This is a genomic window from Actinoplanes missouriensis 431, from assembly GCF_000284295.1.
In the GTDB taxonomy this organism is placed as follows: Bacteria; Actinomycetota; Actinomycetes; order Mycobacteriales; family Micromonosporaceae; genus Actinoplanes; species Actinoplanes missouriensis.
On record NC_017093.1, the window covers coordinates 3,116,709 to 3,130,948 of the forward strand.

15 protein-coding genes are annotated in these 14,240 nt (G+C 69.5%); 9 read left to right on the top strand and 6 right to left on the bottom strand.

Annotation, left to right across the window (positions count from 1 at the left end; translation table 11 throughout):
- The first annotated feature begins 32 nt into the window (after window positions 1–32).
- The 6 genes from AMIS_RS14580 to AMIS_RS14605 are packed head-to-tail and all read left to right on the top strand — an operon-like array spanning window position 33 to window position 5,761.
- Window positions 33–1,118, top strand: coding sequence for a mandelate racemase/muconate lactonizing enzyme family protein (locus AMIS_RS14580; protein ID WP_014443076.1), 1,086 nt, complete (start codon window positions 33–35; stop codon window positions 1,116–1,118).
- Window positions 1,115–2,068, top strand: a complete 954-nt coding sequence (locus tag AMIS_RS14585) for an aldo/keto reductase (RefSeq protein ID WP_014443077.1) — start codon at window positions 1,115–1,117, stop codon at window positions 2,066–2,068. The genes AMIS_RS14580 and AMIS_RS14585 overlap by 4 nt, the downstream gene beginning before the upstream one ends.
- Window positions 2,065–2,892 carry an amidohydrolase family protein gene (locus AMIS_RS14590; RefSeq protein WP_014443078.1) on the top strand — a complete coding sequence of 276 codons (828 nt, stop codon included), beginning with the start codon at window positions 2,065–2,067 and terminating at the stop codon, window positions 2,890–2,892. Before AMIS_RS14585 ends, AMIS_RS14590 begins: the two co-directional genes overlap by 4 nt.
- Window positions 2,889–3,716: a fumarylacetoacetate hydrolase family protein gene (locus AMIS_RS14595; RefSeq protein ID WP_014443079.1), complete on the top strand. Its 828-nt coding sequence runs from the start codon at window positions 2,889–2,891 to the stop codon at window positions 3,714–3,716. Before AMIS_RS14590 ends, AMIS_RS14595 begins: the two co-directional genes overlap by 4 nt.
- On the top strand, window positions 3,713–4,996 hold the full coding sequence (locus AMIS_RS14600) for an enolase C-terminal domain-like protein (RefSeq protein WP_014443080.1): 1,284 nt from the start codon (window positions 3,713–3,715) through the stop codon (window positions 4,994–4,996). Before AMIS_RS14595 ends, AMIS_RS14600 begins: the two co-directional genes overlap by 4 nt.
- A gap of 12 nt (window positions 4,997–5,008) precedes the next feature.
- A complete protein-coding gene (locus AMIS_RS14605; protein WP_014443081.1) occupies window positions 5,009–5,761 on the top strand; it encodes an SDR family NAD(P)-dependent oxidoreductase in 753 nt (250 codons plus the stop codon).
- Between the two features lie 94 nt (window positions 5,762–5,855).
- Here AMIS_RS14605 and AMIS_RS14610 read toward each other — a convergent pair whose 3' ends face one another.
- A complete protein-coding gene (locus tag AMIS_RS14610) occupies window positions 5,856–6,545 on the bottom strand; it encodes an alpha/beta fold hydrolase (protein WP_014443082.1) in 690 nt (229 codons plus the stop codon).
- A 130-nt stretch (window positions 6,546–6,675) separates the two neighbouring features.
- A complete protein-coding gene (locus AMIS_RS14615) occupies window positions 6,676–7,332 on the bottom strand; it encodes a GntR family transcriptional regulator (RefSeq protein ID WP_231859305.1) in 657 nt (218 codons plus the stop codon).
- A 180-nt stretch (window positions 7,333–7,512) separates the two neighbouring features.
- Here AMIS_RS14615 and AMIS_RS14620 point away from each other — a divergent pair, with 180 nt between their 5' ends.
- A complete protein-coding gene (locus tag AMIS_RS14620) occupies window positions 7,513–7,848 on the top strand; it encodes a VOC family protein (protein WP_014443084.1) in 336 nt (111 codons plus the stop codon).
- Window positions 7,849–7,856: 8 nt separating this feature from the next.
- Here AMIS_RS14620 and AMIS_RS44625 read toward each other — a convergent pair whose 3' ends face one another.
- From AMIS_RS44625 to AMIS_RS14635, 4 genes are all read right to left on the bottom strand, one after another.
- The gene (locus AMIS_RS44625; RefSeq protein WP_014443085.1) at window positions 7,857–7,979 is read right to left on the bottom strand and encodes a hypothetical protein; all 123 of its coding nucleotides are present in this window, start codon (window positions 7,977–7,979) and stop codon (window positions 7,857–7,859) included.
- Window positions 7,980–8,006: 27 nt separating this feature from the next.
- Window positions 8,007–8,510: an NUDIX hydrolase gene (locus AMIS_RS14625; protein ID WP_014443086.1), complete on the bottom strand. Its 504-nt coding sequence runs from the start codon at window positions 8,508–8,510 to the stop codon at window positions 8,007–8,009.
- Window positions 8,511–8,636: 126 nt separating this feature from the next.
- A complete protein-coding gene (locus AMIS_RS14630; RefSeq protein WP_231859306.1) occupies window positions 8,637–10,970 on the bottom strand; it encodes a X2-like carbohydrate binding domain-containing protein in 2,334 nt (777 codons plus the stop codon).
- 146 nt (window positions 10,971–11,116) lie between these two features.
- Entirely contained in the window at window positions 11,117–12,262 is a 1,146-nt protein-coding gene (locus tag AMIS_RS14635) for an ROK family transcriptional regulator (protein WP_014443088.1), read from the bottom strand.
- Window positions 12,263–12,372: 110 nt separating this feature from the next.
- On the opposite strand from AMIS_RS14635, the gene AMIS_RS14640 reads away from it, so the two are divergent.
- On the top strand, window positions 12,373–13,290 hold the full coding sequence (locus AMIS_RS14640; RefSeq protein ID WP_231859307.1) for an ABC transporter permease: 918 nt from the start codon (window positions 12,373–12,375) through the stop codon (window positions 13,288–13,290).
- Window positions 13,287–14,222: a carbohydrate ABC transporter permease gene (locus AMIS_RS14645; RefSeq protein WP_014443090.1), complete on the top strand. Its 936-nt coding sequence runs from the start codon at window positions 13,287–13,289 to the stop codon at window positions 14,220–14,222. The genes AMIS_RS14640 and AMIS_RS14645 overlap by 4 nt, the downstream gene beginning before the upstream one ends.
- Window positions 14,223–14,240: the final 18 nt, after the last annotated feature.

Sequence of the window (14,240 nt, forward strand, 5' to 3'; positions counted from 1 at the left end):
CCTATAGGATCCACGAAACCCGAGGGAGGGCCGTGCCCGTCATCACCCACGCCGAGGCGTACCTGGTCGATCTTGAGGTGGAGACCGTGCGCACCGACGCTCTCCAGACCTTCGTCAAGCAGGAAACGATCTTCGTACGGATCAGCACCGACGACGGCGGTGAGGGGCTCGGGTACGGCTACACGATCGGCACCGGTGGCACCGCCGTGCTCGCCCTGCTCCGCGACAACCTGCTGGCCCGGCTGACAGGGCAGGACCCGCGGCGGGTCGAGGCGATCTGGCGTGACCTGTTCCTGACCACGAAGGCCACCACCGTCGGCGTGATCACCTCGCTGGCCCTCGCCGCGATCGACACCGCCCTCTGGGACTGGCGCTGCCGTGACGCCGGCCAACCGCTGTGGGTGCTCGCCGGCGGCGCGAAGGACCGGATCCCGCTCTACGACACCGAGGGCGGCTGGTTGCATTTGTCCACCGAGGACCTGGTGGCCGGCGCGCTCACCAGCCAGGCCGTCGGCTGGCCCGGCATCAAGATGAAGGTGGGCCGCTCCCCGGCGCAGGACGCCGAACGGCTCGGCGCGGTGCGCGCCGCGGTCGGGCCGGACTTCGACGTCATGCTCGACGCCAACCAGTCGCTGACCGCCGCGGACGCGATCCGCCGGGCCCGGTTGCTGGAGCCCTACGACCCGTACTGGTTCGAGGAGCCGCTGCCGGCCGAGGACGTGGCGGGGCACGAACGCCTCGCGCAGGCGACGTCGATTCCGGTCGCGGTCGGCGAGTCGATGTACGCGCCGGGCCAGTTCGCCGAGTACCTGCGGCGCGGCGCGGCCGGGGTGATCCAGGTGGACGTGGCCCGGATCGGCGGCATCACGCCGTGGCTCAAGGTCGCCCACCTGGCCGAGGCGGCGAACGTGCCGGTCTGCCCGCACTTCCTGATGGAACTGCACGTCAGCCTTTGTTGCGCGGTCCCGAACAGCCGCTATCTCGAGCACATCCCGCAGCTGCGCGCGATCACCCGCAGCGACATCGCGATCGTCGGCGGCCACGCCCTCGCCCCGGCGACACCCGGTCTCGGGATCGACTGGGACCATGACGCCATCGACGACCGGAGGATCGCGTGAATCCGACGGAGAAGGTCAAAATCGGTCAGGGGTACGTCACCCGGCTCGGACTCGGACTGGCGCCGCTGGGTGGACTGTTCGAACCGGTCGGTGACGATCAGGCCCGGCGGACCGTGGACCGGGCGTGGGAGCTGGGACTGCGCTTCTTCGACGTGGCGCCGCTCTACGGCAACGGGCTGGCCGAGCGCAGGGGCGGCGCGGCGCTGGCGGACCGGCCGCGTGACGCGTTCACGCTCTCCACCAAGGTGGGCCGGCTGCTGCGCCGGGGCGGCACGGACGTCCAGGACATCTGGGCCGAGTCGAGCGACCTCACCCCGGTCTTCGACTTCAGCAGTGACGGCGTGCGCCGATCGTACGCGGAAAGCCTGTCCCGCCTGCGGACCGACCGCGTCGACATCCTGCACCTGCACGACCCGGACGACCATCTCGACCAGGCCGTCGCGGAGGCGCTGCCGGCCCTCGCCGAGCTGCGCGACCAGGGCCGGATCGGCGCGGTGTCGGCCGGGATGAACCAGGCCGAGGCGCTGGTCCGGCTGGTCCGCACCGGGTTGCTGGACGCGGTGCTGCTGGCCGGCCGGTACACGCTGCTTGACCAGTCCGGCGCGGCCGAGCTGCTGCCGCTCTGCGCCGAGCGGGGGGTCGCGGTGATCGCCGCCGGGGTGTTCAACTCCGGGCTGCTCGCCGATCCCCGTCCGGGTGCCCGCTACGACTACCTGCCGGCCGACGCCGCGCTGGTCGGGCGCGCGCTCGCCATCCAGGCCGTGTGCGAACGTCACGAGGTGCCGCTGCGCGCTGCCGCGATCCAGTTTCCGGCGGCACATCCCACGGTGACGAGCGTGCTCGTCGGCGCCCGCAACCCCGGCGAGATCGAGGACGCGGTACGGATGGCAGCCGTGCCGATCCCCGCCGAACTGTGGAGTGATCTCCGCCGGGAAGGGCTGATCGAGTGATCATCGACGCGCACCATCACCTGTGGACCGCCGACTACCCGTGGTTGCGGGATCCCTCGCTGGAGCGGATCCGCCGCGATTACACGGTCACTGACCTGCGCGCCGTCATTCGGGGTACGGGCGTCGACCGTACCGTGCTGATCGAAGCCGGACGGTGCGACGCTGCCGAGACCACCGCGTTTCTGCGCCTCGCGCAGCAGACGCCGGAGATCGCCGGCGTCGTCGGCTGGGCTGGCCTGACCGATCCGGATCTCGCCGCCACCATCGAGCGGCATCGTGGGAGTCCCAGCGGGCACCTGCTCGTGGGCATCCGCGACCAGGTTCAGGCCGAAGCCGACGATCACCTGGACCGGCCCGACGTGCGCGCCGGACTCTCCACGATCGCGGCCGCCGGACTGGTCAACGAGCTCGTGGTGCGCACCGCGCAGCTGCCGTCGGTGGCCCGGGCCGCCGTGGCGCTGCCGGAGTCCACGTTCGTCCTCGACCACCTCGGCAAGCCGGCGATCGCTGCGGCCGGACTCGCCGCGTGGCGGGAACTGATCACCCCGGTCGCCGCCCTCCCGAACGTCGTGGCCAAGCTGTCCGGCCTGGTCACCGAGGCGGGCTGGACCTCCTGGACACGCGGCGACCTGCGGCCGTACGTCGAGACCGCGGTCGAGCTGTTCGGCACGAGCCGGCTGATGTTCGGCTCGGACTGGCCCGTGCTCGAGGTCGCGGCCACCTACACCCAGGTCAAGGATGCCCTGGCCGACCTGCTCGGCGGCCTGCCCGCGGACGTCTTCGGCGGCACCGCCATCGACACCTACCACTTGGAGTTGACGTGAGGTATCTGCGAGTCGGACCGGCCGGCCAGGAGCGCCCGGTCGCCGGGAGCGGCGGCCGGTTCTACGACCTGTCCGCGGTGACGGCCGACATCACCGGCGCGTTCCTGGCCGCGGGCGGCATCACCACCGTCGACGGGCTGCCCGAAATCGACATCAGCGGCGAGCGCCTCGGCGCCCCGATCGCCCGGCCCGGGGTGGTGCTCTGCGTCGGACAGAACTACGCCGCGCACGCCGCCGAGTCCGGCGCCGAACCGCCGCGGGTGCCGATCATGTTCTACAAGGCGCCCAACACGGTCGTCGGCCCGCAGGACGACATCCTCATCCCGCGCGGATCCCGGCGTACCGACTGGGAGGTCGAGCTGGGCGTCGTGATCGGGCGTACCGCGCGCTACCTGGACTCGCCCGCGGACGCCGCAGGGCACGTCGCCGGTTACGTGCTCTCCAACGACGTGTCCGAACGTGATTACCAGCTCGACCAGTCCGGCGGGCAGTGGTCCAAGGGCAAGTCCTGCGAGACGTTCAACCCGCTCGGCCCGTGGCTCGTCACGCCGGACGAGGCGCCCGGTCCGTTGCGTCTGCGCAGCTGGGTCAACGGCGAGCCCCGCCAGGACTCCACCACCGCCGACATGATCTTCGGCGTCGACCACCTGATCTGGCACCTGTCGCAGTACACCGTGCTGGAGCCCGGCGACCTGATCAATACCGGAACACCGCAGGGGGTGGCGCTCTCCGGCCGCTTCCCCTACCTCACCGGCGGTGACGTGGTCGAGATCGAGATCGACGGGCTCGGGCGCCAGCGCAGCGTCCTGCGGGATGCCTCATGAAGATCGTTTCCCTGGGTACGCACGACGTCCGGTTCCCGACCTCCCGTGAACTCGACGGCTCGGACGCGATGAACCCCGACCCCGACTACTCGGCCGCCTACGTGGTGCTGCGCGCCGACAACGGGCTGGAGGGACACGGGTTCACGTTCACGATCGGGCGCGGCAACGAGGTCTGCCGTGCCGCGATCGACGCGCTCGCCCCGTTCGTGCTGGACCAGCCGGTCGACGACCTCGGCGAGTTCGCCCGGCGGCTCACCCACGACTCGCAGATCCGCTGGCTCGGCCCCGAGAAAGGCGTCGTCCACCTGGCCGCCGCCGCCCTGATCAACGCCGCCTGGGACCTCGCCGCCAAAGCCGCCGGCAAACCGGTCTGGCGGCTGCTCGCCGACATGACCCCGGAACAGATCGTCGACCTGGTCGACTGGCGGTACCTGAGCGACGCGCTCACCCCGGCCGAGGCGATCGACCTGCTGGAGGCGGTTCGTCCGGGGCGTGACGAGCGGATCGCGTATCTGGAGACCCATGGCTATCCGGCGTACACCACCTCGCCGGGCTGGCTCGGCTACAGCGACGACAAGCTGGTGCGGCTCGCCGCTGAGGCGGTCGCCGACGGATACCGGCTGATCAAGCTCAAGGTCGGCGACGACCTGGACGACGACATCCGGCGGATGCGGCTCGCCCGCGACACGGTCGGCGACGGCGTCCGGATCGCCGTCGACGCCAACCAGCGCTGGGACGTCGGGCAGGCCGTCGAGTGGATGACCGCGCTCGCGCCCTATCAGCCGTGGTGGATCGAGGAGCCGACCAGCCCGGACGACATCCTCGGGCACGCGGCGATCCGGCAGCGGCTGCGACCCGCCGGCATCCGGGTGGCGACCGGCGAACACGTACAGAATCGGATTGTCTTCAAGCAGTTGCTGCAGGCCGACGCGGTGGACGTGGTGCAGATCGACGCCTGCCGCGTCGCCGGGGTCAACGAGAACGTGGCGATCCTGCTGCTGGCCGCGAAATTCGGCCGCCCGGTCTGCCCGCACGCCGGTGGGGTGGGGCTGTGCGAGTTGGTCCAGCACCTGTCGATCTTCGACTTCGTGGCGGTGTCGGGGTCGCTGGGGGACCGCGCCATCGAGTACGTCGATCATCTGCACGAACACTTCATCGATCCGGTGGTGATCCGCGACGGCGCCTACCGGGTGCCCGCGGCGCCGGGGTTCTCCGCCGAGATGCGTCCCGAGACGCTGCAGCGCTTCGCTTATCCCGACGGCCCGGCATGGGCCTTGTGAGAAGGGCCGATCATGGACTCGTTCACTGACCTCGTCGCCGTGGTGACCGGAGGCGGTTCCGGAATCGGGGCGGCCGTCACGGCCGAATTACGGGAGCGCGGGGTACGGGTAGGTGTGCTCGACCTGAACCCGGGGGAGCCGGCCCCCGGCGTGCTGCCGGTGGTCGCCGACGTCGCCGACCGGGTGTCGCTGACGTCAGCCATGGCGGCCGTGGCGGAGGAGTTCGGCGGCGTCGACATCCTGGTCAACAACGCCGGGATCAGCGCCGTCGGCGGGATCGACGCCAACGACGACGAGGAATGGCACCGGGTGCTCGACATCAACGTGGTCGGGATCGCCCGGGCCACCAGCGCCGCCCTGCCCTACCTGCGCCGCAGCCGGGCCGCCGCGATCGTCAACGTGTCGTCGATCGCGGCCGGGGCGGGGCTGGTGCAGCGGGCGCTGTATTCCGCGTCGAAGGGTGCGGTGCATGCGCTGACGCTCTCCACCGCCGCTGATCTGGTCACCGACGGCATCCGGGTGAACTGTGTGGCTCCGGGGACGGTGGACACGCCGTGGGTGGCTCGGCTGCTCGCCCGCGCGGATGATCCGGTGGGGGAGCGGGAGCGGTTGGAGGCGCGCCAGCCGACGGGTCGGCTGGTGACGGCGCAGGAGGTGGCGGGGGCCGTGGCTTATCTGGCGTCGCCGGCGTCGGGCGCCACCACGGGCACGTCCCTGGCCGTCGACGGCGGGATGGCGGGGCTGCGGTTGCCGGCGCGCAGCTGACCGGCCGGTGACCCGCGGTGCCGGTGCGGCTCGCCGTCCACGACTCCGCGCAGCGCGGAGTCGTGGACGGCGACGATGGTCCCGGCCGCCCCTGTCACCCGGCGCTACCGGCGGCGGCCTTGACGATGACGTCGGCGACCACGCCGGCCTGAGTGAGGAACAGGGCGTGGCTGGCCGGCACGTTGGTGACATCCGCGCCGATCCGCTTCGCCATGTGCTGCAGCATCGCCTGGTCGAAGGCCCTGTCGTCGGTCGCGATGACGGCCCAGCTGGGCTTGTCGCGCCAGGCGGCGTTCTTCACCGGCGTCGCGAACACCTCCATGTTGATCGGCACCTGGGAGTCACGCAGGAACGCGGCATCCGCGTCGCTGGTGTCGGCCGCGAAGCCGGCCTTGAACTTGTCGCGGTTGATGAAGCCGAAACCGTCCTCGGCGACGTCGATGACAAAGTCGGGCGTGGCGGCGAACCCCTCGTACTGCTGGGCGGTGGTCTCGCCGGCGTCGGGCGCGAGCGCGGAGACGTAGACCAGGCCGGCGACCTTTGGGTGGACGCCCGCCTCGGTGATGACCGTGCCGCCCCAGGAGTGTCCGACCAGGATCGCCGGACCGTCCTGCTGGTCGAGCACGCGGGTGGTCGCCGCGACATCGGCCTCCAGCGAGGTGAGCGGGTTCTGCACGACCGTGACGCGGAAGCCCTGGGTGGTCAGGGCGTCGTGGACACCGCGCCAGCCGGAGCCGTCGGCGAACGCACCGTGGACCAGGACGACGTTCTTGATGGTGCTCATGGCACTTCCCTTCGTCGTACTGCTGTCTTCTGCATGCAATATATTGCACATTGGAGCGTGGCGGCAAGACGCGTATCGCCCCGGTCGACGACCGGGGCGATACGCGTTCTTCGATGTCGGGGAAGTCCCGCTAGGTTCCGAGGGCTTCGTCCGGGAGCCCGAAGTCGGCGCCCGGGTCGAGGCTCAACCAGTTGTCCCGGGCGGCAGTGGCGGCACTCTCGGCGTCGCCCGCCTCGCACAGATCGATGATCCGGTCGTGCAGCGCCACCGAGCCACGGCCACTCACCGACGCGAAACGCAGCCGCTCCAGCCGCCGCAGCACCGGCGTGAACTGCTCCAGGACCGTGCACAGGGCCGGATTGCCGGCCGCGGTGACCGCGACACCGTGGAACTCGTCGTCCGACGCGATCGCCGCGTCGACGTCGTCGGCCTCCAGCGCCGCCGCGAATCGGGTGTTCGCCGCCCGCATCGCGGTGATCTCCGCGGCGGACAGCCTCGGCACCGCCTCCCGCACCGCCAGCTCGTGCATCGCCGCGGTCACCGTCTGCGCCGCCCGTGCCGCCTGCACGTCGAGCGGGCTCACCATCGTGTAGCGGCCCGGTTTCGTCAGGACGAGCCCGGCCTCCTCCAGCCGGGTCAGCGCCTCCCGCACCGGCGTGCGGCTGACGCCCAGCCACTGCGCCAGCTCGGCGTCATTGAGCCGTTCCCCCGGCTGCAGCGTCCCGTCGACGATCGCGTCCCGGATCGAGCGGTAGGCGTTGTCCCGCAACAGAGCTCGGGAGATCACACCAGTACGCTGCGGAATCGGCATGCAACATATTTCACACCGCATAAAGGATGAGGTCAACGAGGCCCACGCCACTCGGGTCGCTCGTCTCGTCCAGCCGGTGACCGGTGTGATCGGTGGCGGCTCGGCAGGCGGCGTGGGTCGTTGCATCACGGTGGCGCGACGGGGTACATCCGCTGTATGGCTGCGACTCGACTACTCGCGCAGATGACCGTCGCCGACCTTGAGGCCGCCATCCGGTGGTACACGAGACTCTTCGGCCGCGAACTGGACGCCCGCCCGATGGAGGGCTTGGTCGAATGGCACCTGGCGCCGACCTTCGGTGTGCAGGTGTGGGCGGACGCCGAACGCGCGGGACGCTCCACGATGGTCATCACCGAGTCCGACCTGGACGCGCTGGCCGACCGGTTGCGGCGTGCCGGCGTCGACCACGGTGGCATTCAGAAGGCGACCTCCTCACGCGTGCTCCCGGTGACCGACCCGGACGGGAACAGCATCGTCTTCACGGGGAACTAGCACGGCAGTCATCGCAGGAGAAGGTTGAGCAGCACGGTCAGCCCGATCGACAGCAGGATCGACACTGCGATCATGCCGAGACAACCGAGGGGCCCGCCGAGGACCCGGACTTGTGTGTTTCCGATGCGCATGGTTGTCCCACTACCCGTTCCGGGCGCTCACAAGCCGAGCGGCATCGGCGAGGGCGGCGGCCCGGACGTGAGCAGGGCGGTCAGCGGGGTGGCCAGGTCGCGCGGTGAGAACAGGTCGGATCCGGTGTAACCGGTGATCTCGGGGAGCCGCCACCAGCGGAACGCGGCGATGAGTTCGGCGGCGAGCTGGGCGTCGGTGAACTCGCCGCGTGGCGGGAAGTGCGGGGTGCGGACCAGGAAGTAGTCGTTGACGATGCCGTCGCGGCCGGGTGCGATGTGCGGGTCGACGACCACCTGGTGCCAGACGTGCGGCGGGTCGGCGGTGAGGGTCAGGCCGGTCTCCTCCCGCAGCTCGCGGCGCAGGGCGGAGAACGGGTCCTCGCCTGGTTCCACGCCGCCGCCGGGAGCGGCCCAGACCACCGTCGACCCCTCCGGGACCACCGGGTGCGGGAACTCGAATCGGCAGAGCAGGACGCGGTCGTCCTCGTCGAGGATGATCGCGCGGACCGAGGTCCGCAGGTTCAGCGTCATGGCAGGCTCCTGATCCGGTACGCGCGGTACCGCGAAACGACGGGCGGGCCGGAGCACACAGTGTGCTCCGGCCCGCCCTGTGCGGAGGTCAGCCGGTGCGGCTCACGTCAGCGGGTGCGGCTCACGTCAGCGGGTGCGGTAGCGGATCACGTCGGTGCGCAGGACGTCGCCGGACACCTTGACGATTCTGACGGTGTGCTTGCCGGCGCGCAGGCCCGCGACGCTGAACACGGTCTGCTGGGTGGCACGGGTCGTGGCCTGCAGGTTGACCCGCTTGGCGAGTTTGCCGTCGATGAACACGTCGGCGAGACCCTGGTCCGGGCCGGTCGCGGTGATCCAGTCGACGCCGGTGCCGTCGAACGTGTACGAGACCGCGTCACCGTTGCGGGTGGTGGCGTGCACGTCGTTCAGGTGGTCGCCGCGGAACGTGAAGTCCAGCTGCGCCTCGCCGAGCGGGAGTCCGGCGAGGTACGCCGCGCGCAGGGTGACGGTCGAGCCCGACAGGGTGTAGTCGGTGCCCGCCTTCAGTGCGGCGCCGGCGCGGGAGACGCCGGTGAACTCGCTGCCGTCGCGCTGCAGCTTCACCGTGACGTCGGCCGGGGCCTTGCGGTCGAACGAGGCCGCCGGCGGGTCGAGCAGGCTGGGCTGCTGCACGTCGATCCGGTCGAGCAGCATGAACGAGCCGGACTTCTTGACCGCCATCAGGGTGTGGCTGCCGTTGGGCAGGTCGTTCACCGAGAAGACGGTCTGCTGCGACAGCCGGGGCTGACCCTGCTCACGTCCGGTGTTGACGGTCTTCACCAGCTGGCCGTCGAGGTAGATGTCGACCTCGCCCTGCGAGGTGTCCATCTCGGTGATGTACGAGACGCCGGTTCCGGTGAACGTGTACTGGAACGAGTCGCCGTTGCGCTCGGTGTAGTGCACGTTGTCGTTGTAGTCGCCGAGGCCACGGCCGGTGCTCTGGGACCAGGTCCCGGCGTACGAGATGCCGGGGTCGGTGTTGTCGTGCACGATCGTGCGGACCGGGCCGCTGGCCGGCGGCGCAGAGACGGCGCCGGTGTCGGTGACGGTCACGGTGAGCGGCTGCGAGGTGGCGGCGACCTCCTTGCCGTCGTTGCGGGTCCACTCACCCTGGTATCCGACGCGCAGGGCGTCGTCGTTGACGGCGATCCGGGCGCCGGCCTGCGGGGTGACCTTCAGCAGGCGTACGCCGTGAATCGGCACCGTGGCGGCGGTGAACGAGGCGGGGAAGCGGCCGAGGTCCTTGCGGGCCCAGAGGTCACGGACCTTCGCGGCGCCGGTCAGTCCGAGGTCCGCGAAGTCGACGGTGATGTCCTTGTCGGTGCGGCCGAGGTTGAACAGCGCCACCGTGTAGCTGCCGTCCGGGTTCAGCGCGTACCAGGTCTGCTGCTGGGTGGAGGTGGACACCGGGCGGGCCGGGGTGCCGGCCTGGTCGACCGCGATCACTTCGGGGTTGGTGAGCAGGCTCAGGCCGTACTTGTCCAGGTTCGTCAGGTCGTTGCCCAGGTAGAGGGGTGCGGCGGAGATGGCCCAGAGGGTCATCGCGGTCCGGCGTTCGTCTTCGGTGAGGCCGTCCATGGTGCCGTTGCCGACGTTGAGCGAGTCGAGGTCGTTCCAGCCGCCGTTGCCGCCGTGGCGCCACCAGGTCTCCAGGCGCGGGAAGAGCCGGGCGATGTTCTGCCACTGGGTGAGTGCCTCGTGGGCGCAGTAGCACTCGACGTCCCAGTCGATGCGCCAGCCGTTGGCCTTGGACCGCCAGTAGCCGGCGTAGTTCGGGTCGAGGGCCCAGGACAGCTCGAACCAGATCTTGTGCTTCTTCAGCGCCGACGACCAGGCGGCGACGTCGTCGCGGGCGTCGAGCGAGAGGTCGCTGATCCCGGAGCCGGGCGTGACGCTGTCGAACTTGACGAAGTTGACGCCCCAGTCGGCGAACATGTCGACGATCGAGTCGATGTACTTCTGCGAGCACGGGTTGGTGAAGTCGAGCCGGTAGCCGATGTTCCAGTAGTCGGCCTGCTGGATCGGCTGCTTGACGATGTCGTGGGTGGTGCAGCCGGGGGCGCCGGCGATCGGCAGGCTCGCGTTGTAGACCTCGGGGGAGATGCCCGGGATCGTGTAGAGCCCGAACTTCTGACCGTTCTTGTGGACGTGGTCGATGACCTTCTGCAGGCCCTGCGGGTAGAGGGTGGCGCTGGGCTTGGGGCGGCCGTTGGCGTCGAACCCGTCGTTCCAGGCGGCGTCCACGTTGATGTAGTCGTAGCCGTACCGCTGAAGTTTGGTCTTCATCGCGTCGGACTGCTTGATGATCTGATCGGCGGTGATCCACTTACCGTTGCCGGAGTAGACCTGCATGCTGTAGCTGGACCAGCCCATGTACGGCTTCACGGCCCAGGGGTCGGGGGTCGACTCCTTGGCGGATGTCGCCTCTGAAGGGGGCACGGCCACGGTGGCGGCCCGGGCGTCCGGTTGTGGGCTGGGTTTCGGTGCGGCTTGTGCGGATTGAGCGCCCAGGAGTACGAGTAGCGCGGCGCCTAGAGCAACGGTTCTTCTCACAGAACCTCCTGTTGTGGGAGCGTTTCAGCGGGTCAGGACGCGACGAAAGACTGGATGCCGACGGTGGCGGCGCCGCGTGCCCATTCCTCGAAGGGCAGCGGCCGGATGGAGAGCGGGCAGGTGGCCGCGGCGCCGAACGCCTGGCGCTCGAAGCCGGTGCGGATGGACGGTTCGAACAGGTCGTAGGCGGCCAGGCCCTCACCGGAGACGACGATGCGGGCCGGGCCGACGAGGTTGGCCACGGCCGCGATGCCGCAGCCGATCGCGTCGCCGGCCTCGGCGAACACCGCTGCGGCGCGCGGGTCGCCGCTGCGGGCGAGAGCCACCGCGCCGTCCAGGGTGAGTTCCGGGCGGCCGGTGCGCTGGCGGGCCCGCTCGACGATGGCGTCGGTGCCGGCGATGGCCTCGACGCAGCCGCGCCCGCCGCAGTGGCACGCGGGACCGCCGGCGTCGACGCCGATGTGGCCGATCTCGCCGGCCACGCCGTGCACGCCGGCGACCAGCCGGCCGTTGACCACGAGTCCGCAGCCGATGCCGGTGCCGACGGTGACCAGAGCGAACGACTCGGCGCCGACGCCCTCGCCGAACCAGTGCTCGGCGGTGGTGAGCGCCTTGACGTCGTTCTCCACCACGACGGTCAGCCCGGTGGTCTGTTCGGCGAGCTCGCGCAGTGGGACGTCGTGCCAGTGCAGGAACGGTGAGTAGCGGACCAGTCCGGTGGCGCGGTCGACGTCGCCGGAGATCGCCAGCCCGAGCCGGCGGGTCCGGGCCCGGTGGTCGCCGGGCCCGTCCAGCAGGTCGCCGACCAGGCGGCCGAGCTCGGCGAGCACGTGGTCGACGTCGCGACCGGCGAGCGGGCGGTGAGCCGATGCCCGTACCCGTGAGGTGAGATCGCAGACGACGCCGATCAGCTCGTCCGCGGTGATCTTGACGCCGAGGAAGAATTCGCGGTCGGGGCGGATGGAGAGCGGGCTGGCGGGGCGGCCGGCGCCGGGGCCGGTGCGCTCGGTCGCGGCGAGTTCTTCGAGGTAACCGAGGTCGATCAGGGGCCGGGCCGCCTTGGTGACCGCGGCCTGCGAGAGCCCCAGTCGGCGGGCGAGCCCGACGCGACTGAGCGGGCCTTCGGTCAGCACCGCCGTGAGCACGGCAGTCATCGCCGGTGCGGCGGGTTCTGGCATGGCCCGAAAGGTAGGCGAGCACGTGATGGAAATCAATACTTGACGAAGGAAATTATTGAGCTTAGGTTTCGGCCATGTTTCCCGTGATCAAGCCGTAGGAGGTGGTGGCTGTGGGGTCACCGTCCCTGGCACCTCGGCGCAGCCGCTGGGGCCAGGCGCAGCGGTCGTGGCGTCAGCACTGGCAGCTGTATCTGCTGGTCAGCGTGCCGCTGGCCTACTTCGTCATCTTCAAGTACGTCCCGATGACCTTCAATGTCATCGCGTTCAAGGACTACAGTCCGGTGCTGGGCGCCTGGGACAGCCCGTGGGTCGGCCTGCGCAACTTCGAGCAGCTGTTCAACAACCCGGTGTTCGGCACGCTCGTCACGAACACCCTGATCCTCGCGTTCTATCTGCTGCTGGCGAGCTTCCCGGTGCCGATCCTGCTGGCGCTGGCGCTCAACGAGGTCCGCAACGGCTGGTTCCGGCGCACGGTGCAGATGGTCACCTACGCGCCCTACTTCATCTCCACCGTGGTGGTCGTCTCGATCACGATCCTGCTGCTCTCGCCGCGGATCGGCCTGGTCGGTGACGTCGACATCCTCGGCGACCCGGACTACTTCCGGCACGTGTACGTGTGGACCGACGTCTGGCAGACCGCGGGGTACTCGGCAGTCATCTACCTCGCCGCGCTCTCCGGCATCGACCCGGCACTGCACGAAGCCGCCAAGATCGACGGAGCCAGCCGGCTGCAGCGGATCCGCAACGTGGACCTGCCCGGCATCATGCCGACCGCGGTGATCATGCTGATCCTGGGCGTGGGAAACATGATGGCGATCGGTTTCGAGAAGGCCTACCTGCTGCAGAACAATCTGAACCTCGCCCAATCAGAAATCATTCCGACGTACGTGTACAAGACCGGCCTGATCAACGCGGACTTCAGCATGGCGACCGCGGTCGGGCTGTTCAACTCGGTGGTCAACCTCGTCCTTCTGCTGACGGTCAACTTCGTCGCCAAGCGGATCACTGGAAACGGACTCTGGCGATGACGACGCTCACCCAGGTAATGAGATTGCGGCGTACGCGCACGGCCGCCCCGAAAGTCCGCGAGCCGTTCAGCGACCGCGTCTTCATGATTGTCGTCAAGCTGATGCTGGCGATCCTGCTGGCGCTCGTGGTGATGCCGCTGATCTACATCGTCGCCAGCTCGTTCAGCAGTCCGGCGGCGGTCAACTCGGGTCAGGTGAAGTTCTGGCCGGTCGAGTTCTCGATCGAGGCGTACCAGTCGGTGCTGACCAACGCGGAGGTCCTGCGGGGGTACTACAACTCGCTGATCTACGCGATCGCCGGCACGCTGATCAGCGTCACGCTGACCGTGGCCATCGCCTATCCGCTGTCGCGCCGCACCTTCTACGGGCGCAACGTGCTGATGACGCTGCTCATCTTCACCATGCTGTTCTCCGGCGGGCTGATCCCGACCTACATGGTCGTGCACGACCTCGGCATGCTCGACACCCGCTGGGCCCTGCTGATCCCCAACGCGATCGGGGTCTGGCAGGTCATCATCGCCCGCACCTTCTTCGCCAACTCGGTCCCCGAGGAGCTCTACGAGGCCGCGGCGCTGGACGGGGCCAGCGAACTGCGGACGCTGCGGTCGGTGGTGCTGCCGCTGTCCAAACCGCTGCTCGCCGTTCTCGCGCTGATGTACACGATCTACCAGTGGAACACCTATTTCGACGCCCTGGTCTATCTCAAGGACCCCGATCTGTACCCGTTGCAGATCGTGCTACGGAACATGCTCCTTCTCAACACCGCCCGGACCGGCGCCGTGGACCTGGCGCAGCAGATGCATCAGCTGCAGCTGGCCAACGTCCTCAAATACGCGCTGATCGTCGTCTCCAGCCTGCCCGTTCTGATCATCTATCCATTCGTCGCGCGCCATTTCACCAAGGGCGTGATGGTGGGCGCGGTCAAGGGCTGACTTCACAACCAACGGATT